Origin of the sequence: Mesorhizobium sp. M0772, assembly GCF_040320135.1 — a bacterium.
GTDB lineage: Bacteria > Pseudomonadota > Alphaproteobacteria > Rhizobiales > Rhizobiaceae > Mesorhizobium.
In genome coordinates, this window is sequence record NZ_JAMYPB010000028.1 from 1 (window position 1) to 20972 (window position 20972).

Annotated in this window: 17 protein-coding genes; 6 read left to right on the plus strand and 11 right to left on the minus strand. The window is 64.2% G+C overall.

Features of this window, described 5'->3' with window-relative positions:
• Window positions 1–126 precede the first annotated feature (126 nt).
• The 4 genes from NKI06_RS18805 to NKI06_RS18820 form a co-directional block, all read right to left on the minus strand.
• Window positions 127–1077 (minus strand): carbohydrate ABC transporter permease, encoded by a 951-nt coding sequence (locus NKI06_RS18805; RefSeq protein WP_023694180.1) that lies wholly within the window; start codon window positions 1075–1077, stop codon window positions 127–129.
• The gene (locus NKI06_RS18810) at window positions 1074–2021 is read right to left on the minus strand and encodes a carbohydrate ABC transporter permease (protein WP_031198535.1); all 948 of its coding nucleotides are present in this window, start codon (window positions 2019–2021) and stop codon (window positions 1074–1076) included. The genes NKI06_RS18805 and NKI06_RS18810 overlap by 4 nt, the downstream gene beginning before the upstream one ends.
• Window positions 2022–2249: 228 nt before the next feature.
• A complete protein-coding gene (locus NKI06_RS18815) occupies window positions 2250–3581 on the minus strand; it encodes an ABC transporter substrate-binding protein (RefSeq protein WP_023684201.1) in 1332 nt (443 codons plus the stop codon).
• Window positions 3582–3835: 254 nt separating this feature from the next.
• The gene (locus NKI06_RS18820) at window positions 3836–4534 is read right to left on the minus strand and encodes a PIG-L deacetylase family protein (protein ID WP_023715560.1); all 699 of its coding nucleotides are present in this window, start codon (window positions 4532–4534) and stop codon (window positions 3836–3838) included.
• Between the two features lie 26 nt (window positions 4535–4560).
• On the opposite strand from NKI06_RS18820, the gene NKI06_RS18825 reads away from it, so the two are divergent.
• From NKI06_RS18825 to nhaA, 5 genes are all read left to right on the plus strand, one after another.
• Entirely contained in the window at window positions 4561–5451 is an 891-nt protein-coding gene (locus NKI06_RS18825; RefSeq protein ID WP_023725843.1) for a DMT family transporter, read from the plus strand.
• Between the two features lie 40 nt (window positions 5452–5491).
• Entirely contained in the window at window positions 5492–7954 is a 2463-nt protein-coding gene (gene hrpB, locus NKI06_RS18830; protein ID WP_352986595.1) for an ATP-dependent helicase HrpB, read from the plus strand.
• Window positions 7955–7986: 32 nt separating this feature from the next.
• Window positions 7987–9312, plus strand: a complete 1326-nt coding sequence (locus tag NKI06_RS18835) for an ActS/PrrB/RegB family redox-sensitive histidine kinase (protein ID WP_352518597.1) — start codon at window positions 7987–7989, stop codon at window positions 9310–9312.
• A gap of 86 nt (window positions 9313–9398) precedes the next feature.
• Window positions 9399–9962, plus strand: a complete 564-nt coding sequence (locus NKI06_RS18840) for an ActR/PrrA/RegA family redox response regulator transcription factor (RefSeq protein ID WP_023672848.1) — start codon at window positions 9399–9401, stop codon at window positions 9960–9962.
• Between the two features lie 371 nt (window positions 9963–10333).
• Window positions 10334–11521, plus strand: a complete 1188-nt coding sequence (nhaA, locus tag NKI06_RS18845) for a Na+/H+ antiporter NhaA (RefSeq protein WP_352986598.1) — start codon at window positions 10334–10336, stop codon at window positions 11519–11521.
• Window positions 11522–11574: 53 nt separating this feature from the next.
• On the opposite strand, the gene NKI06_RS18850 is transcribed toward nhaA, so the two are convergent.
• Both NKI06_RS18850 and cueR read right to left on the minus strand, forming a co-directional pair.
• Window positions 11575–12075: an MmcB family DNA repair protein gene (locus NKI06_RS18850; protein ID WP_023732523.1), complete on the minus strand. Its 501-nt coding sequence runs from the start codon at window positions 12073–12075 to the stop codon at window positions 11575–11577.
• 350 nt (window positions 12076–12425) lie between these two features.
• On the minus strand, window positions 12426–12842 hold the full coding sequence (cueR, locus tag NKI06_RS18855) for a Cu(I)-responsive transcriptional regulator (RefSeq protein ID WP_352986600.1): 417 nt from the start codon (window positions 12840–12842) through the stop codon (window positions 12426–12428).
• 238 nt (window positions 12843–13080) lie between these two features.
• Between cueR and NKI06_RS18860 the strand changes: the two genes are divergently transcribed.
• The gene (locus NKI06_RS18860; protein WP_023692663.1) at window positions 13081–13698 is read left to right on the plus strand and encodes a L,D-transpeptidase; all 618 of its coding nucleotides are present in this window, start codon (window positions 13081–13083) and stop codon (window positions 13696–13698) included.
• Window positions 13699–13880: 182 nt separating this feature from the next.
• On the opposite strand, the gene NKI06_RS18865 is transcribed toward NKI06_RS18860, so the two are convergent.
• The 5 genes from NKI06_RS18865 to NKI06_RS18885 all read right to left on the minus strand — a co-directional run bounded on the left by NKI06_RS18865 (window position 13881) and on the right by NKI06_RS18885 (window position 20964).
• The gene (locus NKI06_RS18865) at window positions 13881–14450 is read right to left on the minus strand and encodes a NifU family protein (RefSeq protein WP_023685140.1); all 570 of its coding nucleotides are present in this window, start codon (window positions 14448–14450) and stop codon (window positions 13881–13883) included.
• Window positions 14451–14651: 201 nt separating this feature from the next.
• Entirely contained in the window at window positions 14652–15143 is a 492-nt protein-coding gene (locus NKI06_RS18870) for a universal stress protein (RefSeq protein WP_352986602.1), read from the minus strand.
• A 101-nt stretch (window positions 15144–15244) separates the two neighbouring features.
• On the minus strand, window positions 15245–16312 hold the full coding sequence (gene trpS, locus NKI06_RS18875) for a tryptophan--tRNA ligase (RefSeq protein WP_023672858.1): 1068 nt from the start codon (window positions 16310–16312) through the stop codon (window positions 15245–15247).
• A 172-nt stretch (window positions 16313–16484) separates the two neighbouring features.
• On the minus strand, window positions 16485–18092 hold the full coding sequence (gene murJ, locus NKI06_RS18880; RefSeq protein WP_352986604.1) for a murein biosynthesis integral membrane protein MurJ: 1608 nt from the start codon (window positions 18090–18092) through the stop codon (window positions 16485–16487).
• Window positions 18093–18168: 76 nt separating this feature from the next.
• The gene (locus tag NKI06_RS18885; RefSeq protein WP_352515273.1) at window positions 18169–20964 is read right to left on the minus strand and encodes a [protein-PII] uridylyltransferase; all 2796 of its coding nucleotides are present in this window, start codon (window positions 20962–20964) and stop codon (window positions 18169–18171) included.
• Window positions 20965–20972 lie beyond the last annotated feature (8 nt).

Below are 20972 nucleotides of genomic sequence, written 5' to 3' on the forward strand. Positions count from 1 at the left end.
TCTCTTCTCCGCCTCGCGCCCCCCGTCCCGGTCCGCCGGGGCTCCGCCGCGCATTCTGTGCCCGCGGCGCGCGCCCGCGCGCCCCCCCCCGCCCCCCCCGGCGGGGGCGTCGACTTGACACACCAATCATTTGCGTACCGCGCCGAAGGTGATGCCGCGCAGCAATTGTTTGCGAAGCAGGATGGTGAAGACCAGGATCGGCACCAGGAAGATCGTCGTGCCGGCCGCCACCGCCGGCCAGTCCTGGCCGCCTTCGCCGATGATGGTCGGGATGAAGGGCGGCGCGGTCTGCGCGGTGCCGGAGGTCAGGAGTGCGGCGAACGCATATTCGTTCCAGGCGAAGATCAGGCAGAAGATGGCGGTCGCGGCGATGCCGGTAGTCGCTTGCGGCAGCACGGTGCGCCAAAAGGCCTGCAGCCTGGTGTAGCCGTCGATCATCGCCGCTTCCTCATACTCGCGCGGGATCTCGTCGATGAAGCCTTTCAGCAGCCACACCGCCAGCGACACGTTTACCGCCGTGTAGAGCAGGATCATGCCCAGCGCGGTGTCGGACAGGCCGAGCTCGCGGTACATCAGGTAGATGGGAATCGCGACCGCGATCGGCGGCATGAAGCGCGTCGACAGGATGAAGAACAGAAGGTCATCGGCCAGCGGCACCTTGAAGCGCGAGAAACCATAGGCAGACAGCGTGCCGAGGAAGACCGCGCAGAAGGTCGAGCCGAAGGCGATTATCAGCGAATTGACGAAGCGCGGCAGGAAATTGGACGGGCCGGCAATCACCATGTTGCGCTTGCGCGAGGTCTCGTCGCAGAAACCGGTCGCGGGTCCGAGCGAGTTGATGTAGTCGGGCGTTTGCCTGGTGCGCGTCGTGAACAGGTTGCAATAGCCCTCGATGCTCGGCTGGAACAGAATCTTGGGCGGATAGGCGATCGAATCCGGCGGCGTCTTGAAGCTGGTGGCAAAGATCCACAGCAGCGGCACGATCGAGATCAGCGCGTAGAGCACGATGATGGTGCCGGCGATCCGCTTCGAATTGGCCGAGGGGGCGACGACGGAGTGGGCAGTGGTCAAGCTCATCTCTGCTTCACCTTGTTCAGCGCCTTGACGTAGATGTTGGCCAGCCCAAACACCGCGACGAACAGGATGATGGCGAAGGCCGAGGAATATCCGGTGCGCCAGCTCTCGAAAGCCTGCCGTTTCAGCGTGATGGAAGCGACCTCGGTGGTCGAGCCCGGCCCGCCACCGGTCAGCAGGTTGACCATGTCGAACATCTTGAAGTTCTCGATGCCGCGAAACAGCACCGCCAGCATGATGAAGGGCAGCGCCATCGGCAGCGTGATCGACCAGAACTGCCGCCAGTTGGATGCGCGGTCGACCTCGGCCGCCTCATAGATGTATTCGGGGATCGAGCGCAGGCCGGCGAGACAGATCAGCATGACATAGGGCGTCCACATCCAGGTGTCGACGATGATGATCGACCACGGCGCCAGCGACACGTTGGACAGCATCTGGATGTCGGTCGGTGGTATCCGGGTGACGAACGAGATGGCGTAGGCGAACAGGCCGATCTGCGGCTCGTAGAGGAAACGCCAGAAATTGCCGACCACCGCCGGCGACAGCATCATCGGCACCAGGATGATGGTCGTCCAGAAGGCGTGGCCGCGAAACTTCCTGTCGATCAGCCATGCCAGCGTGAAACCGATCAGCGTCTGCAGCAGGATCGTCCAGAACACGAAATGCGCCGTCGTCTGCATGGCGATCCAGATGTCCTGGTCGCCGAGGATGCGCTGGTAATTGGCGAAGCCGAGGTTCTTCACCACCTCGTTCGGGCGGTTCGCCCGGAAGTTGGTGAAGGACAGGTAGATCGCCCAGAACAGCGGGAAGATGTTGATGGCCAAGAGCAACAGGATCGTCGGCGAGATGAACAGCCAGGCGAGGCCCTTGTCGCTGATCCCCCGGACCTTGCGGGCCAACGGCTCCGGGGTCGCCCGGGCAACGTTCTCCGCAGTCCGATTGAGCATGGTGAGTCCTGCTTCGGTCACGTCAAGTCTCGACACTGGAATTTATCTGAACTGCGTCCCGTGCCAAGGGCGGCACGGGACCAAGAGCATGAAGCCGAAAAGTGTGAAGCGGTTTTCGGACGACATCATGCTCTCTCTCTTTTTAGCCCGAGGCGGATGATTTCTGGTCGATTCGGCCTGAAAATCATCCGCCTCTGGGGTCAGGCTCGGGAGGAGCCGTTGGTCCGGTTACATCTTGCCGTCGTCCTGGAACACTTGCGTCCAGTCCTTGACCAGGCCGTCAAGCGCGTCCTTGGCCGAACCCTGGCCGGCAACGACATAGTCGTGGAAGCGCTTCTGCGACGCCTGCAGCAGCGGTGCGTAGCTCGGCTCGGCCCAGAAGTCCTTCACGATCGCCATCGAGTCGAGGAAGGTCTGTGCATAGGGCTGGCTGGACGGGAAGGCCGGGTCCTTGACCACCGCGTTCAGGCAGGAATAGCCACCGAGCGACCACCATTTGGCCTGCACATCCTTGTTGGCGAACCACTTGATGTACTTCAGCGCCGATTCCTGCTTGTCTGAATAGGACACGACCGAAATGCCCTGGCCGCCAAGCTGCGCAAACTGGGCGCCGCCGGGACCCTTCGGATTGACGAAGTAGCCGATCTTGTCACCGCCGACATTCTCGTCCTTCTGCAGGCCGGGCCAGGTGAAGGCGAAGTTCATGTGCATGGCCACCTGACCGGATTTGAAGGCGTCGACGCCTTCGCCCATATAGCTGTTCGAGGCACCCGGAGGCGTGCAGCAATCGTAGAGCGACTTGTAGAACTCCAGGCCTTTGACCGCGTCTGGCGAATTGACGAAGCCTTCCATCTCGTAGGGCTTCTTGGGGTTTTCATACTGGAAGCCGTAGCTGTAGAGCACGTCCATGGCGCCCATGGTGATGCCTTCCGAGCCACGCTCGGTGTAGATCGAAGCGCCATAGACGGTCTTGCCGTCGATCTCGCGCTTCTGGAAGAACTCGGCGACCTGCTTCAGCTGGTCGAAGGTGGTCGGTGGGCCGAGGTCCCAACCATACTTTTCTTTGAATTCCTTTTGCAGTTCCGGCTTGGAGAACCAGTCCTTGCGGTAGGTCCAGCCGACGACGTCGCCCATGGCCGGCAGCGCCCAGTAGTTCGGCGTGTTCTTCGGCCATTCGGAATAGCCGACGACTGTTGCCGGCACGAAGTCGTCCATGCTGATCTTCTCCTTGTCGAAGAAGTCGTTCAGCTTGACGTAGTGGCCGTTCTCGGCCGAGCCGCCGATCCACTGGCTGTCGCCGATGATCAGGTCGCAAAGTTTGCCGTGCGAGTTGAGCTCGTTGAGGAAGCGGTCGGCATAGTTGGTCCACGGCACGAATTCGAATTTCATGCCGATGCCGGTTTCCTTGGTAAAATCCTTGGACAGTTCGACCAGCGCGTTTGCCGGATCCCAGGCGGCCCAGCAAAGCGTCAGGTCTTCAGCGTGCGCCGCGTTCGAGACGGCTGTCGACGCGGTAATCGCCGAGGCCAGCCCCAACGCCAGTTTCAAGCTCGATTTCATGCCTTCCTCCCATTTGCGAAACGCGCCCGGATGGCCGTTTCAAGAACCCCTCAACCCTCGCTCCTCCGAGGGGCTAAACACGGCGCGCTATGCGTCGCCAGGGCGGCGCGGTGCGCCGCAGATGTTTAGTAATTTGTTTAGTGATGCAATTTTTACTAAACAAGGCAAGCGAATTCGTCGCTGCGCCGCAACATGGCGAAACGGCGATTGAAATCGTTGGGAAATGATTGCCGGACGGCTCGCCCGGAAGTTGCTTAGCCGGGGTCGCCTATAATTTTCGTCTGCGGCGTCACCGGCCGAACAGGGGGCGCGGGCGGCAGCAGCGCGCGGATGTCGGCGAAGGGAAATGTCGGCTCGAATCGGAAGGCCTCGGCCAGGGAGCCGGGAACGCTGTTGCATTGCCCGGCGCGAAACTCATTCTGGACGCGCGCTCTGTCGACATATTGCTCCGGCCACTGCGACTGGTGCGCTCGGATCGCCTGCGTCTTGATATCGCCGTAGGCGGAAATGTCGACGTAATGCGTCGGCGCAAAGCCGGTGCCGCCCATTGTGTCGGCATGCAGCACGGGGACGCCGAACGAGGCCGCGATGCGCACGCCGTCCGACAAAGCACGATGGTCGGCGTGATAGTCGTTGGGGGCATGCGTGATAACCAGATCCGCCGCGGTCTCGCGTATCAGCGCTTTCAGCGAAGCGATCAGTGCCGCATCAGCCACCAGTTCGCCGTCGGGAAAGTCGAGAAAGCGAAGGGTTGCGCCGAGCAGCGCCGCAGCGGCCGCCGCCTCGTCGCGGCGGACACGAGCCAAAACGCTCGGGTCGCCCATGCCGCCCCTGGCGCCATCCGTGGCCACGGCAAAAGTCAGTTCTGCGCCTTGCGTGGCATAGGCAGCCAGCGTACCGAACATGAATATCTCGATGTCGTCGGGATGCGCGCCGAGCGCCAATACCTTCACTGCACTCTCCCCGGAAATGGAAAAACGTGACGAACGGAATCCTGCTCGCCCTCATCGCCTATGCAAGCTATTCGTGCAGCGATGCCGTTATCAAGAGCCTTGGCGGACAGTTCACCGTCTTCGAGATCGGCTTCTTCATCACGCTGTTTGCCGGCTGCTTCCTGTTTTTCAGCCGCCCAGTCGATGAGCGCTGGCGCGACTTCTGGCGCACCGGGCGGCCATGGGCGGTGCAGGCCCGCGCCTGGGCCGGCATCGCCTCGGGCGTGCTCAGCGTCTACGCCTTCACCACCATTCCGCTGGCCGAGACCTATGCACTGATCTTCCTGGCGCCGCTTTGCGTTACCATTCTCTCGACCGTCATCCTGAAAGAAAAGGTCGGTCCATGGCGCTGGCTGGCGGTGGTTGCCGGCTTTGCAGGTGTCATGCTGGTGGTGCGGCCAGGTTTTCGCGAGTTGCATCTCGGACACCTTGCCGCCTTCACGGTGGCCTTTCTTGCCGCGGCCAGCGTCATCCTGATGCGGTCGCTCGCCCAGCAGGAAAAGCGCACCACCATGCTCGGCGTGCTCATCGGTTACGGGCTGCTGTTCAACGGGGCCGGCACCATCGCCACATCGTTCACCCTCCCCAACGCCATGCAGCTGCTGTGGCTGGTGCTGGGCGGCGCCTTTACCGCCGGCGGCCAATTGCTGCAGCTGCTGGCCGCCAAATACGCGCCGGCCAACCGCATGGCGCCGACGCATTATTCGCAGATCGTCTGGGCGGTCATCCTCGGCGCGCTGTTCTTCCAGGAGTATCCGGACTGGATATCGCTGGTCGGCCTTGCCGTCGTCGGCGCGTCCGGCCTGCTCACCATGGTGCGCGAGGAGGTGCGGCTGGGCACGGTGCGCTGGAACCCGTTTTCACGCACAAGGCTTTGAGCCGTTGCACGGTTGTGGTGACCGCTGATATGCGGACGCAATGACGACGAGATCCTTGCCGGAGCTTCCGGTATCCGCCGTGCTGCCGGCCCTGAGCGAGGCGCTCGGCTCCGGCAACAGCGCCGTCCTGGTGGCGCCGCCCGGCGCCGGCAAGCCGACGCTGGTGCCGCTGGCGCTGCTCGATGCGCCCTGGCTGGTCGCCGGCAAGATCGTCCTGCTCGAACCGCGCCGGCTCGCCGCCCGCGCCGCCGCCCGCCGCATGGCCGAATTGCTTGATGAAGAGCCCGGCGCCACTGTCGGCTATGCCATGCGCATGGAAAACCGCACATCGGCCCGGACAAAAATCCTGGTCGTCACCGAAGGCGTCCTGGCGCGCATGATCCTAGACGATCCCGAGCTGCCCGGCGTCTCGGCGGTGATTTTCGACGAATTCCACGAGCGCTCGCTCGACGGCGATTTCGGCCTGGCGCTGGCGCTCGACGTGCAGGGCGCGCTGCGGCCGGATTTGCGGCTGCTGGTGATGTCGGCAACGCTCGATGGCGCGCGCGTCGCGAAACTCCTGTCCGGCGCCCCGGTGATCGAAAGCCAAGGCCGTGCGTTCCCCATAGATGTCAGATACGACGAGCGGCCAGCCGGCGTTCCCATCGAGGACGCCATGGCCAAGGCGATCCGCTCCGCTCTTGCCGGCGAGAGCGGCAGCGTGCTCGCCTTCCTGCCGGGACAGCGCGAGATCGAGCGCACCGCCGAGCGGCTGCAGGGCCGGCTCGGCGCCGACACCGACATCGTGCCGCTCTACGGCCAGCTCGACAACAGGGCGCAGGATGCCGCCATCAAACCGGCGCCGCCCGGCCGCCGCAAGGTGGTGCTGGCGACGTCGATCGCCGAGACCTCGATCACCATCGACGGCGTGCGCGTCGTCATCGATTCCGGCCTGTCGCGGCTGCCGCGCTACGAACCGGCGAGCGGCCTGACCCGGCTGGAGACGGTGCGCGTTTCCAGGGCGTCCGCCGACCAGCGCGCCGGCCGCGCCGGGCGCACGCAGCCAGGCGTCGCCATCCGCCTCTGGCGGGCCGAGCAGACGGCGGCCCTTCCCGCGTTCACCCCGCCCGAGATTCTGGAAGCCGACCTGTCCGGCCTGCTGCTCGATTGCGCCGCCTTCGGCGTCGCCGATCCCGCAAGCCTGTCCTTGCTCGATCCGCCGCCCATTCCCGCGCTCAACGAGGCGCGGGCGCTGCTCCTGGCGCTGCACGCCATCGATGCGGCCGGCCGGCTGACGGAGGCGGGCGGCGCGATGCGCAAGCTGGCCCTGCCCGTGCGGCTCGCACACATGGTCGCTGAAGCCGCTGGCGGCGGCCACGCGCTGGAGGCGGCAATGCTGGCCGTTCTGCTCACCGAGCGTGGCCTTGGCGGCGACGGCGCCGACCTCGAACGGCGCCTGATGCGCTTCCGCACGGAAAAGTCGCCGCGCGCCGTTGCGGCAAGGCAGCTTGCCGGGCGATTGGCGAAGCAGGCGGGCGGCGCCAAGAGCAGCGAAGCCGCTTCTGCCGGTCTTCTCCTCATCCACGCCTGGCCGGACCGTGTCGCCAGAGCGCGCGGCGAGCGCGGGCGTTTCGTGCTGGCCAACGGCTCCGGCGCCATGCTCGACGCCGCCGATCCGCTGGCCGGTGAGACCTGGCTGGTCGTCGCCGATCTGCATGGTAAGGCGCAAAATGCCCGCATCACGGCGGCGGCAGCCGTTGACGAGGCCGACATCCGCGCCGCACTCTCCGACAGGATCGAGACGCGCCGAGAGACAAGCTTCGACCGCGAGCGGCGCGCGGTGCGCGTGCGCGAGACCGCCAGGCTCGGCGCCATCACTTTGTCGGAGCGCATGCTGCCCGCACCAACTGGAACAGACGCCGACCGCGCCATAACAGATGCCTTGCGCGAGCACGGCCTGTCGCTGCTGGAATGGGGCAAGGACGGCGAGGCGCTGCGCCAACGGCTCGGCTGGCTGCATCGCGGCCTCGGCGCGCCTTGGCCCGATGTTTCGGAACCCGCCCTGCTCGAAGGCCTCGACGACTGGCTGCTGCCGTTCCTTTCGGGCAAGGCATCCTTCGCCGCGATCGATCCCGGCGTGCTGTCGTCAGGCCTGATGGCGCTGGTGCCGCACGAATTGCAGCGCAAGGTCGGCACACTGGCGCCGACCCATTTCGACGCGCCCTCCGGCAGCCATGTGCCGATCCGCTATGACGGCGAATGGCCGGTGCTGGCCATCCGCGTGCAGGAACTGTTCGGCCTTGACCGCCATCCGGCAATCGCCAACGGCACCGTGCCGCTGACGCTCGAGCTGTTGTCGCCGGCGCACCGGCCGATCCAGACGACGCGCGACCTGCCAGGCTTCTGGCGCGGCTCCTGGGCCGATGTGCGCACCGACATGCGCGGCCGCTATCCCCGCCATGTCTGGCCGGAAAATCCGCTGCTCGCTGCGGCCACCGCCCGCGCCAAACCGCGAGGGACCTAGCGCTCGTCCTTTCCCGGCTATAATCCTTGGCCATGATCAACATCGTGCACGCGCCAGACTTCCAGCAAAGCCAGCGGCTGCGCCTCAACACGCTGATCCGGCTGCGCTGGCTGGCCATCGTGGGCCAGAGCCTGGCGGTGCTGGTGATCGCCTATGGGCTCAAATTCCCGCTGCCGGTCAGCCTCTGCTTCGCGCTGGTCGCCTGCTCGGCCTGGCTCAACCTGGTGCTGACCTTCCGCTATCCGGCAGCGCACCGGCTGACCCCGTTCTCAGCCTTTTTCATCCTGACCTTCGACAGCCTGCAGCTTGCCGGCCTGCTCTATTTGACTGGCGGCCTCACCAACCCGTTCTCGGTGCTGATGACCGTGCCCGTCGTCATCTCGGCGGCCTCGCTGCCGCTGCGGCTGACTGCGGTGCTCGGCGCGCTGGTCATGGCGGCGGCCACGTTGCTGGTCTTCTTCCACCAGCCGCTGCCATGGTATGAGGGCGCGCCTCTGCCCATGCCATTCATCTATGTCGCCGGCATATGGATGGCGGTGTTTTCCTCGATCGCCTTCACTGCCATCTATGCCTTCCGCGTTGCCGAGGAAGCCCGCCTGCTCGCCAATGCGCTTGCCGCCACCGAACTGGTGTTGCAGCGCGAGCAGCATCTGTCGGCGCTGGATGGGCTTGCCGCCGCCGCCGCGCACGAACTCGGCACGCCGCTCGCCACCATCGCCCTTGTCTCCAAGGAGATGGAAAAGGCACTTGGCGACGACCCAAAATACGGTGAGGACGTCAAACTTCTGCGGTCGCAGAGCGAGCGCTGCCGCGAGATCCTGAAGCGGCTGACCAGCCTGTCCTCCGAGGGCGAGGCGCATCTGTCGCGTCTGCCGCTGACCTCGCTGGTCGAGGAGGTGACGGCGCCGCACCGCGATTTCGGCATCTCGATCAAGCTTCGGCCGGGCGAGCGCGTCGGCCCCGAACCGGTGGGACGACGCAACCCCGGGGTCATCTACGGCCTCGGCAATCTCGTCGAGAACGCCGTCGACTTCGCCCGCAACAGTGTGACGGTGCGATGGAGCTGGGACGAACTCGACGTCACCTTCTCGATCATCGATGACGGGCCGGGCTTTCCCCCCGAAATCATCGACCGCATCGGCGAGCCCTATATGTCGACGCGCCAGGGCAACGAAGCCGGCGGTGGCCTGGGCCTCGGGCTGTTCATCGCCAAGACCTTGCTCGAACGCTCCGGCGCCACGCTCGATTTCCGCAATTCGAGCGGGCTGGGCGAGGGCGCCATCGTGCAGATATCGTGGCCCCGCACCGTCTTCCTCAACCCGGAATCGGTGGGGATCTCGATGTTCGACACCGCGTAAAAGCCTTGGCGGAGGCGGCAAAATTGGACAATGGCGTTCAGGAACTATATCTGCGTAAAATTAAGGCAGCAGGATTTTTTAAGATAATGACTGGCGAAGAAGCAATTGGCGCAATGGTCGAAGGCGAGGACACCTCGCTGCTCATCGTTGACGACGACAAGCCGTTCCTGACGCGGCTGGCCCGCGCCATGGAAACCAGGGGTTTCGTGGTCGAGACGGCCGAGAGCGTCGAGGAGGCAGTGGCCAAGGCGCGCGCCCACCCGCCGGCCTATGCGGTGGTCGACATGCGGCTTGGCGACGGCAACGGCCTCGACGTCGTCGCCGCCATCCGCGAGAAGCGCGACGATGCCCGCACCGTCATCCTCACCGGCTACGGCAACATCGCCACCGCGGTGACCGCGGTGAAGCTCGGCGCCATCGACTATCTGTCGAAGCCGGCTGACGCCGACGACGTGTTTGCAGCGCTCACCCGCACCGCCGGCGAGCGCGCCGCCCCCCCGGAAAATCCGATGTCGGCCGACCGCGTGCGCTGGGAACACATCCAGCGCGTCTACGAAATGTGCGACCGCAACGTGTCGGAAACCGCGCGCCGGCTCAACATGCATCGCCGCACGCTGCAGCGCATACTCGCCAAGCGCGCACCACGCTGAGGTTCACGCGCCGGCGGCGCCGGCCGCCAATTGCCGAACCTCAGCGCTGCCCCTCACCTGCCTGCCGGCATCCTCTCCCCGTATAGAGACGGGGGAGAGGGGCGCTCTCATCGCCGGTTTCGCCAATCGCCGGCGTTGCAGGAGACGACGGCTAGGCTGAAGCTGCCTCTTTCTCCCCGTCGCTATGCGGGGAGTTGAGGAATGGTCCGCGAAGCGGACGAAAAGCCAACTGCTTGGCTTTTCGAATAACGAACGTCCGGCAGGACAATGAGGGGCGGCGCCAACGCTGGAAACAGTTGCGCTTGCCGTGCCATCGACCTTTGCCCATCATCGGCAATAACGCCGCCGGAAAACCCGGCAACGGAGCACAGATGCGCGACAAGCAGCCGAAATCCATCCTTCGCGAATTCCTCGACGGCGAGGCGGCGGGCGGCATCATCCTGATGGTTGCGGCAGCCCTTGCGCTGATCGTCGCCAATTCACCATTGGCCGAAACCTATTTCGCCGCTCTCCACGCCTATCTCGGCCCGCTCAGCGTGTCGCACTGGATCAATGATGGGCTGATGGCGGTGTTCTTCCTGCTGGTCGGCCTCGAGATCAAGCGCGAGATGCTCGACGGTCAGCTCTCGACCTGGCCGCGCCGCGTGCTGCCGGGCGTCGCCGCCGCCGGCGGCATGCTGGTTCCCGCGCTGGTCTATGTCGCCATCAACCGCAACAACGCCGCCGCGCTCTCCGGCTGGGCGATCCCGACCGCCACCGATATCGCCTTTGCGCTCGGCGTACTGTCGCTGCTCGGCAACCGCGTGCCGGCGTCGCTCAAGATCTTTCTCACCGCGCTCGCCATCATCGACGATCTCGGCGCCGTCATCATCATCGCCATCTTCTACACAAGCGGCCTGTCGCTGGCCTATCTCGGTGCGGCCTTCGCCGTCATCGCGGTGCTCATCGTGCTCAACCGCATGCGGGTGACGAGGCTGACGCCTTACCTCGTGCTCGGCGCCGTGCTGTGGGTGCTGGTTCTGAAATCGGGTGTGCATGCGACGCTGGCCGGCGTGGCGCTGGCGCTCACCATTCTGCTGAAAACTTCTCCCGGCAGCGGGCACGATCTCGACCATTCGCCGCTGCACCGGTTGGAGCACGGCCTGCACAAGATCGTGCCGTTCTTCGTCATCCCGATCTTCGGCTTTGCCAATGCCGGCGTGTCGCTGGCCGGCCTCAGCGCCTCTGCCCTGGTCGAGCCGCTGACGCTCGGCGTTGCCGCCGGCCTGGTGCTGGGCAAGCTGGCCGGCGTCTTCGGCTCGTCCGCGCTTGCCATCCGGCTCGGCTTCGCCGACCTGCCGGTCAATGCCGGCTGGCTGCACATGATCGGCATTTCGCTGCTCTGCGGCATCGGCTTCACCATGAGCCTGTTCATCGGCCTGCTCGCCTTCGCCAACGACATGGCGCTGCAGGACGCCGTCAAGGTCGGCATCCTGGCGGGGTCCTTCGTTGCAGCGCTGCTGGGTGCCGCCGTGCTCCTGATGGCGCCGGCGGCAGGGGTGGAGGAGGTGGTGGAGTAGGTGTTCTTGGGTTCCTCGCCCCCGCAAAGCGGGGCGAGGAACTTGAGCTTCGTCTACTCGCTCTCTCCCGCCAGCGCCGGCACCGCCACACCCGCCAGTTCCGCCGCCAGCAGCCGCGCCGCACCCGCCCGTGCGATGCGCAGCATCAGCGCCTTGCGCGTTGCCGCCGCCATCCGGTGCTCGGGCGCATCGCGCAGAATCTCGGCGCCGTAGCCGTCGGAGAGGATGAAGCCGCATTCCTCGGGGAAGATATCCGATGGCACGCCCGGATGGGTGGCGAAGAAGAAGCGGTCGGAGTGCAGCCGGTAGTCAGGCCATTTGCGGTCGACGCGGAAATCCTCGATCGAGGATTTGACCTCGATGATCCAGATATCGCCCTGCCGGGTCAGCGCCACAAGGTCGGCGCGCCGCCCGGTGGCCAGCGACAGTTCGGGCAGCACATGCATGCCCATTTGCATCAACAGCCTCTGCACGCCGCGCCGCACCAGCATGGCGCGTTCGGACTGGCGGCCGTCGATGAGAGGATTGAGGGGAATCGGTGAAATGATCGGCATGGCAGCCACCATGCCAGATTTTGTTCGGTTTGAACCCATGCTTGGACGGCGATTATCCGGTTGACAAACTGGGTGACGGCTTGGTCCGAGCGTCTTCCGCGATCGCACCATATTCGTCTGGGTGCAGTCTGGTACTGATCCGCAGCGGCCCTATGTCGTGCCGATAAACTTCCGTTCTTGGCTATAAATCGGCCGGACTAAAGTCTTACGTCGTGAGCGCAAAGGTCTGATGTAACCGCTTTGGTTCCGTTCTTGTCCATCGGACGTTCCGTAACTTTAGCCAAATGAGATATAGACTTTGGAGGTTTTTCTTGCGCGTCCGGCGCCCAGTCTATCCCGGCGCCCGTGCTTCAAACCGAAGCCGGCCTGTTCTCGAGCAGCGCAGCCCCCGCAATATCATCCAAAATCGGGCAATCCGGCCGGTCGTCACCATGGCAGGCCTGGATCAGCGTCTGCAAGGTCGTGCGCATCGACTGCAGCTCGCGCACCTTTTCCTCGATGGCGCTCACATGGGCGGCGGCAATCTCGCGCACATCGTGGCTGGCGCGGCTGCGATCGCGGTAGAGCGCCATCAACTGGCGGCAATCGTCGATTGAAAAGCCGAGGTTGCGAGCGCGGCGCAGGAAGGCCAGCCGATGGATGTCGTCGCTGGAATAATCGCGATAGCCATTGCCGGCGCGCGCCGGGGCGATCAGGCCGATCTCTTCATAGTAGCGGATGGTCTTGGCCGGCAGGCCGGACCGCGCCGCGGCGTCGCCTACATTCATTGTAATTCCTCGATGTGGTTCCTTGCTTCCAGGCTATCCGACAGCACCAACCATTGTTTTTCCTTCACAATCCCGTGAGTCCTGTTGCCGAAATGCCATAGTTGACGGCTTACCGGCACGTAAGCTCCTGCATATAGGCATCGCGCGCTTGGCAAGCAAAGCAAATGCCAGCATGAATGATTTCAGGAAAAGCGGCCGTAACGTGTCGCGACATCTTGGCGGGGCATCGGACCATTTCATGCGCATGAAGTCATTTGCAATCGTCGCCGCACTTGCGTTGTCGGCCGCGATCTCGGGTTGCAGCACGATCGGCTCGCAGTTGTTCACCAACAACTACGGTTCGGTGAACGATGCAGGCTACCAACTGCCGCGCATCCCGATCGAGAGGGTGCCGCTGAAGTACCACCGGCAAGAGGTAAACTACGACACCTCGGAAAAGCCGGGCACCATTGTCGTCGATACTCAGAACAAGTTTCTCTACTTCGTCGAAGGCGACGGCCGGGCGATCCGCTACGGGATCGGCGTCGGCCGCGAAGGCTTTGAATGGCACGGGACCGCCCATATCGCGCTGAAGCGCGAATGGCCTACCTGGACGCCGCCGCGGCAGATGATCCAGCGCCAGCCGGAGCTCGCGAAGTTCGCGAGCGGCATGGAGCCGGGCTTGAAGAACCCGCTCGGCGCGCGCGCCATGTATCTGTTCAACAAGGGCGGCGACATGGGCTACCGCCTGCACGGCAGTCCGGAATGGAATTCGATCGGCAAGGCGATGTCGTCAGGCTGCATCCGGCTGATGAACCAGGACATCATCGACCTCTACGACCGCACGTCGGTCGGCGCCAAGGTCATCGTGATGTAGGACCTTGATCCGGAACCGAGGTCCACGAAAGCGAAAAGTGGAACCGGTTTTCGGGAAGATCATGGTCAAGATAGGCGTTACCCTTCGTACGCGGACCGTCTAGGCAACAACGGACGTCCAAAACAGAAAACCGGGCAATCTGGCCCGGTTTTTTGTTGCTCGCTCGAATGCGTGAAGGGGTCTTAGGAGACCTGCTCGACCTGCTGTACTTCCGGCACGAAGTGGCGGAGCAGGTTCTGGATGCCGTGCTTCAGCGTCGCCGTCGAGGACGGGCAGCCGGCGCAGGCGCCCTTCATGTGCAGGAACACGGTGCCGTTCTCGAAGCCGCGGAAGGTGATGTCGCCGCCATCCTGGGCAACCGCCGGGCGCACCCTGGTGTCGAGCAATTCCTTGATGGTGATGACCAGTTGCTCATCGGCCTTGTCGTAGAATTCGCCGGTCTGGCTGGTCTCGGCGGCGGGGCCGGCGTTGACCATGACGGGCGCGCCCGACATGAAATGCTCCATGATGGCGCCGAGGATGGCCGGCTTCAGGTGCTGCCAGTCCGGGCCGTCCTTGGTCACGGTGATGAAGTCATAGCCGAAGAAGACGCCGGTCACGCCGGGGATCTCGAACAGGCGGCCGGCCAGCGGCGAGGCGCTGGCTGCACTGTCGGCGTCGCGGAAATCGGCGGTGCCTTCGACAAGCACTTCCTTGCCGGGCAGGAACTTCAGCGTTGCCGGGTTCGGCGTCGATTCGGTCTGGATGAACATGGCCGTCTCCGTGCCCCAGTCGGGCAGCTAGTTTGGAATAGTTCTAAATAGGCTCAATCGGCTGTACATTCAAGCGAAACGCATCGCTCAAAATGGCTGGCTGGCGGAATGTTTTTGCTGGCTGGGAAGGAATCCCGCGCGGGCTATAAATCCAGGATCGTGATGTTATCCGAACCGCTTCACACTTTCCGGCATCACTCTCTATGCGAGGCTGTCGATCTCCTCGTCGGACAGGTTCTGCGGCACCACTGTGACCGGAATAGGGAAGGCGGCGCCCTTGCCGGCAACAGCCCCCACCAGCGGCCCGGGTCCTTCCTTGCCGGCACCTGCCGCCAGCACCAGGATGGCGATGTCCTGGTCTTCCTCGATCAGCTTGTGGATCTCTTCGGTCGGCTTGCCTTCGCGCACCACCATCTCGGGCTCGATGCCAAGCTTCTGGCGCACCTTGTTGGCGTAGCCGTCGAGTGCCGCGCGTGCCGTGGCATTGGCTTCCTCGCGCATGATCTTCTCGACGCCCAGCCAGTGCTGAAAGTCGTCCGGTGTGATGATGTAGAGCAGCACCAGCGTGCCGCTGGTGCTCTGCGCCCGCTTGGAGGCGTAGGCGACGGCGCGCTCGCACTCCGGCGTGTCGTCGATGATCGTCAGGAATTTCCTGCGATGGCCGGCTTCGTGACTGAGGCGTTTGGAGACCATGTCTATCTACTCGATGTTTTCGGCCGCAATCTGCCACCGCGGCAGACCGGCGGCAAGCCGCCGGCCTTGGGCCAGAATGGTGCGGTGCACTGACGGTAGGATCAGCCCTGCAACAGGCCTATAATGTCGCGTACCGTCTTCATGGTGGTCTCAGCCAGCGCGCCGGCGCGTTCGCCGCCGTCTCTCAACACCGCGTCGACATAGGCGCGGTCGCCCTCGATACGGCGCATCTCGCCGGCGATCGGCGCCAGTTTTTCCACGGCAAGGTCGGCGAGCGCCGGCTTGAACACGGAAAACTGCTGGCCGCCGAATTCCTTCAGCACGTCCGCCTTCGACATCTCGGCCAGCCCTGCATAGATGCCGACCAGGTTTTCCGCTTCCGGGCGGCTTTCCAGGCCGTCGACTTCGCTTGGCAACGCTTCCGGGTCGGTCTTGGCCTTGCGGATCTTCTTCGAGATGGTGTCGGCATCGTCGGTCAAATTGATGCGCGACAGGTCGGACGGGTCCGACTTCGACATTTTCTTCGAACCGTCGCGCAGGCTCATGATGCGCGCCGCCGGCCCGCCGATCACCGGTTCGGTTATCGGGAAGAACCCGTTTACCGTCTCTTCGCCGACCTGCATCTCGACGCCGACGCCAAGACTGGCGATGCGGCTCGAAAAATCATTATTGAACTTTTGCGCGATGTCGCGGGTCAGCTCCAGATGCTGCTTTTGGTCCTCGCCCACCGGCACATGGGTGGCGCGGTAGAGCAGGATGTCGGCCGCCATCAGCGAGGGATAGGCAAGCAGGCCCAGCGAGGCGTTCTCGCGGTCCTTGCCGGCCTTGTCCTTGAACTGCGTCATCTTGTTCATCCAGCCGATGCGCGCCACGCAATTGAAGATCCAGGCAAGCTCGGCATGCTGCATCACCCGCGACTGGTTGAAGACGATGTGCTTCTTCGGGTCGATGCCGGAGGCAAGGAAGGCGGCGGTGATCGAGCGGGTCTGGTCTGCGAGGTCATCATGGACGAGCTGTGCCGTCAGCGAATGCAGGTCGACGACGCAATAGATGCAGTCTGACGTGTCCTGCAGGGCGACAAATTTTTTGATGGCGCCGAGATAGTTGCCGAGATGCAGATTGCCGGTCGGCTGTACCCCGGAAAAGACGAGCTGTTTGAAGGCGGTCATGGGTTCCTCATGGCTTGTGGAGGGCCGTATAAGCGTGATTCCGAAAAGTTGCAGACTTTTCGGAGCCAATCACGTGGCTGGAAACCACGCGCGGCGAAAGTCTTGCGACGGCGCGCTTATGGACGAAGGGGCGGAGAGGATCAAGACCGGTGTTGCTGTTAGCTCGCCCGGACTATTCGTCCAGATCGGCGTTTGGCGCTGGCGCCGCTGCCTTGCCCGAGCCGCGTTTCACATTGCGCCGGATCATGCCGAAATCGGCGCCGCCGGTGGCAAAGGCCGTGATGAAGTAGAGCAGAGCGCCGCCGGCTACCAGCGCCAGCAGCGTCGTTGCCTTGATCACCAGTGGCGAGCCGGGGCCGAGCCTGACGGCCAGCCAGTGCTCGGCGAAATAGAGCGCCACCGCCATCACCGCAGCCGACAGCACCAGGCGCGGAATGCGCTTCAGCAATGGCACGTCGCGGCCCCAATGGCCACGTCGGATCAGCACCGCAAGCAGCATCACCGCGTTGACCCAGCCGGCGACGGCCGAGGCCACCGCAATGCCGGGCGCGCCCATTTTCGGGAACAGCGTCAGCGCGGTGATCACGTTCACGCCGACCGAGATGGCGGCGAACATCATCGGCGTGCGCGTGTCCTCGCGGGCGAAATAGCCGGGAGTGAAGGCCTTGATCAGCACGAAGGCCGGCAGGCCGAGGCCGAAAATCGCCAGGATCGCGGCCACGGTCGGCGTCGAGCCGTTGGCGGCGAAGGCGCCGCGCTCATAGACCAGCCGCACGATCGGCTCCGCCATCACCCACAGTGCCGCCGCCGCCGGCAAGGTCATGAACAGGGTGAACTCGACCGAGCGGTTCTGCAGATTGGCCGCCTCGACCAGATTGCCCGATTTCAGCGCCCGCGACAGCTCCGGCAGCAGCACGATGGCAACGGCAACGCCGACGACGCCAAGCGGCAGCTGGTAGATGCGGTCAGCGTAAGCGAGCGAGGACACGGCGCTGTCCTGCGCCGACGCGATCGCCGTGCCGATCAGCTGGTTGATCTGGGTGATGCCGCCGGTGATCGCCGCCGGCAGGGCCAGGATCAGCAGGCGCTTGACATTGGGCGTCATCTTCGGCCGGCGAAAACCGATGGCGATGCCGGCATTGCGCACCGCCACCCAGACAATTGCGAGCTGTACCAGCCCCGCTGCCAGCACGCCCCAGGACAGGCTGAAACCGACCTCACGGGCATCCATGCCGTGGTACCAGGCGTAGCCGAGCACGCTGATCAGGATGATGTTGAGGAAAGCCGGCGCCACGGCAGCCGCGAAATAGCGGCGCAGCGAATTCAGCATGCCCGCCATCATGGCTGCGAGCGACATGCAGATGAGATACGGGAACATGATCGTCGCCAGCAGGACGGTCGTCTCGAACTTGCCCGGCGTGTCGGCAAAGCCCGGCGCCACGAGATAGCGCACGATCAGCGGCATCGCCAGCTCCATGACGATGGTCAGGGCCAAGAGCGCCGAAAACAGGACGCCGAACACTTCCTCCGAAAAGCGCTTGGCGCCCTCGGTGCCGTGAATCTCGATCTCCTTGGCAAACAGCGGCACGAAAGCGGCGTTGAAGGCGCCTTCGGCAAACAGCCGGCGAAACGTGTTGGGAAACTGGAAGGCGGCGTTGAAGGCGTCCGCCACCGGCCCGGTGCCGAGTGCGGCCGCCATCAGCATTTCGCGGCCAAAGCCAAGGGCGCGGCTCATCAGCGTGCCGGACGCAACCGTGGCGAATTTCTTGACGAGGCTCATGCGCGGGGAGATTGCCTGGATGATTGGGACAAAGGGGACGATTGGGACAAAGGGGGTGATTGGGACAAAGTGATGGTCACTCGGCCGCCGCCTTGGCCTTGCCGCCGCGCTCCGGGACAACGCCTTCAAGTGCCGCGATCAGCCTTGTGTGGATGGCGGCGGTGCGCGCCGGATTGTCGATCTTCTGCCCCGTCAGGTCGGTGACATAGAAAGTGTCGATCACCTTCTCGCCGAAGGTGGTGATGTGGGCCGAGGCGATGTCGAGCGAGAGATCGGACAACGCACTGGTGATTTCCGACAACAGCCCAGGCCGGTCCAGTCCCTCGACCTCGATCACCGAAAACCGGTTCGACAGCGTGTTGCGGATTTCGGCGCGCGGCGGAATCTTGAACACCTTGGCGCCGCGCCGCGGCCGGGTGCGCTTCTCGATCATCTCCGGCAACCAGCTCTTGCCCGACAGCACGTCCTCGATCAGCCGGCCGACGCGCTCGGCGCGACGGCGCTCATCCTCGTCGCGGTCGAATTCCCGTGAGATCAGGATGATGTCCAGCGCGCGGCCGTCGGACGTGGTGAATATCTGCGCGTCGACGATGTTGCCGCCGGCGCCGGCACAGGCGCCGGCAATAACCGAAAGCAGGCGCGGATGATCCTGCGCCAGCACGGTGATCTCGGTCACCGCCTCGAATTGGTGCGTCCTGACCACGGTGGCGAGCTTCTTGCCTGCCGCGTCGGCTTCGCGGATGAATTCGGCATGACGCAGCTGATCGGGGAGGTCGACCGTCAGCAGATAGTTCTCGTAATGCAGGCCGACATAGCGCTTGCGGGCCTTGTCCGGCCAATCGGCCAGCGCCTCGGCCAGCCGCTCGCGCGCCGCCGCCGTCCGCTTGGCGCGCGACACTTCCGAGAAGCCGCCGGTCAAAAGCAGTTCGGTCTCGTAGTAGAGCGTGCGCAGGAGCTGGCCCTTCCAGCCGTTCCACACGCCCGGCCCGACACCCCTGATGTCGCAGACGGTCAGGATCAACAGCATTTTCAGCCGCTCGACCGATTGCACGATCGAGGCGAAATCCTCGATCGTCTTGCGGTCGTTGAGGTCCCGCGTCTGCGCCGTCATCGACATGACCAGATGGTTCTCGACCAGCCAGGCGACGGTCTCGGTGTCGGCGGCCGACAGCCCCATATGCGGGCAGATGCGGCGTGCGATCCGGGCGCCGGCCTCTGAGTGATCCTCCGGCCGGCCCTTGGCGATGTCGTGCAGCAGCACCGCGACATAGAGTGCCTCGCGGCTCTTCTCTAGCCCCGGCATCAGCGTGTGCGAGAGCGGATGCACCTTTTCGCCGTCGCCGCGCTCGATCTCGGCCAAGACGCCGATGCACCGAATCAGGTGCTCGTCCACCGTATAGTGGTGATACATCGAGAACTGCATCATGGCGACTATTCTGCCGAAATCGGGGATCAGCCTGCCGAGCAGGCCGGCCTCGTTCATGCGCCGCAAATTAAGCTCGGCATTGCGGTCCGAGGTCAGGATGTCGAGGAACAGCCGGTTGGCCTCCTCGTCGCGCCGCAGCGACTTGTTGACCAGACCGAGCGAGCGGGTGAGCAGCTTCAGCGCATCGGGATGGAACTCCAGCCCGTGCTTGTCGGCGAACCAGAACAGCCTGAGCAGATTGACCGGGTCGCGCTCGAACACGCTGTCGTCGGCGACGTTGATGCGGTGATTGTCGACAATGAAGTCCGACGTGCCTGCCAGCTTGCGCTTGCGGCGCTGGAAGGTGAGGAAGATGCGGTTGAAGCCGGGCACATGCTTGGCCTGCTCTTCCTCGAGCGCGGCGCAGAAGATGCGGGTGAGGTCGCCGACATCCTTGGCGACGAGGAAGTAATGCTTCATGAAGCGCTCGACCGCCGACAGACCGGGATGGGTGGTGTAGCCCAGACGTTCGGCGATCTCGCGCTGGATATCGAAATGCAGCCGTTCCTCTGGCTTGCCGGTGAGGAAATGCATGTGGCAGCGCACCGCCCACAGGAAGTCTTCGGCCTTCTGGAATTCGCGGTACTCGGCCTCGGTGAAGACACCCTTTTCGACCAATTCCTCGCCGGTGCGCACGCGATAGAAGTATTTGGCGATCCAGAACAGCGTCTGCAAATCGCGCAGGCCGCCCTTGCCGTCCTTGACGTTGGGCTCGACCAGATAGCGGCTTTCGCCGGCCTTGGCATGGCGATCATCGCGTTCGGCGAGCTTGGCCTGCACATATTCCGGTCCGGTGGTGCGCACCACTTCATGGTCGAAGCGGGTCAGCAATTCGTCGAAGAGCTTCTGTTCGCCCCATAGGAACCGCGCTTCCAGGATCGTGGTGCGGATGGTGATGTCGCTGCGCGACAGCCTGAGACACTCGTCGATGTTGCGGGTGGCGTGGCCGACCTTCAACCCGAGGTCCCACAGCATATAGAGCATATATTCGACGATCTGTTCGCCCCACGGCGTCTGCTTGTAGGGCAGCAGGAACAACAGGTCGATGTCGGAGCCCGGCGCCAGCGTGCCGCGGCCATAGCCGCCGACGGCAACGACCGCCATGCGCTCTGCGGTCGAGGGGCTTTTCACCCGGTAGACGTGGGTCGCGGCGAACTCGTAGAGGGCGCGGATGATCTCGTCCATCAGATGCGACAGCCGGGCGGCGCAGGCCGTGCCGCTGCCATCGTCCATCAGCATGCGCTCGGCAACCTTGCGGCCCTCGGTCAGCCGATCCTTCAGCAGCCGGAGCGCACCGACGCGCGCGCCGGGCTCGGCGCCGCTGGCCGCCGAGATCAGCGCCGTCATGTCGCGGCGCAAAGCCTCGCTGTCGATCAGCGCGTCGAGCTTGAGGGAGATTTTTGCCATGGATTGCC

What these genes read in the sequence shown, in the direction of transcription:
- NKI06_RS18805 (WP_023694180.1), bottom strand. Translation starts at nt 1,077, where the DNA reads ATGAGCTTGACCACTGCCCACTCCGTCGTCGCCCCCTCGGCCAATTCG.
- NKI06_RS18810 (WP_031198535.1), bottom strand. Translation starts at nt 2,021, where the DNA reads ATGCTCAATCGGACTGCGGAGAACGTTGCCCGGGCGACCCCGGAGCCG.
- NKI06_RS18815 (WP_023684201.1), bottom strand. Translation starts at nt 3,581, where the DNA reads ATGAAATCGAGCTTGAAACTGGCGTTGGGGCTGGCCTCGGCGATTACC.
- hrpB (WP_352986595.1), top strand. Translation starts at nt 5,492, where the DNA reads ATGACGACGAGATCCTTGCCGGAGCTTCCGGTATCCGCCGTGCTGCCG.
- NKI06_RS18835 (WP_352518597.1), top strand. Translation starts at nt 7,987, where the DNA reads ATGATCAACATCGTGCACGCGCCAGACTTCCAGCAAAGCCAGCGGCTG.
- NKI06_RS18840 (WP_023672848.1), top strand. Translation starts at nt 9,399, where the DNA reads ATGACTGGCGAAGAAGCAATTGGCGCAATGGTCGAAGGCGAGGACACC.
- nhaA (WP_352986598.1), top strand. Translation starts at nt 10,334, where the DNA reads ATGCGCGACAAGCAGCCGAAATCCATCCTTCGCGAATTCCTCGACGGC.
- NKI06_RS18850 (WP_023732523.1), bottom strand. Translation starts at nt 12,075, where the DNA reads ATGCCGATCATTTCACCGATTCCCCTCAATCCTCTCATCGACGGCCGC.
- cueR (WP_352986600.1), bottom strand. Translation starts at nt 12,842, where the DNA reads ATGAATGTAGGCGACGCCGCGGCGCGGTCCGGCCTGCCGGCCAAGACC.
- NKI06_RS18860 (WP_023692663.1), top strand. Translation starts at nt 13,081, where the DNA reads ATGCGCATGAAGTCATTTGCAATCGTCGCCGCACTTGCGTTGTCGGCC.
- NKI06_RS18865 (WP_023685140.1), bottom strand. Translation starts at nt 14,450, where the DNA reads ATGTTCATCCAGACCGAATCGACGCCGAACCCGGCAACGCTGAAGTTC.
- NKI06_RS18870 (WP_352986602.1), bottom strand. Translation starts at nt 15,143, where the DNA reads ATGGTCTCCAAACGCCTCAGTCACGAAGCCGGCCATCGCAGGAAATTC.
- trpS (WP_023672858.1), bottom strand. Translation starts at nt 16,312, where the DNA reads ATGACCGCCTTCAAACAGCTCGTCTTTTCCGGGGTACAGCCGACCGGC.
- murJ (WP_352986604.1), bottom strand. Translation starts at nt 18,092, where the DNA reads ATGAGCCTCGTCAAGAAATTCGCCACGGTTGCGTCCGGCACGCTGATG.
- NKI06_RS18885 (WP_352515273.1), bottom strand. Translation starts at nt 20,964, where the DNA reads ATGGCAAAAATCTCCCTCAAGCTCGACGCGCTGATCGACAGCGAGGCT.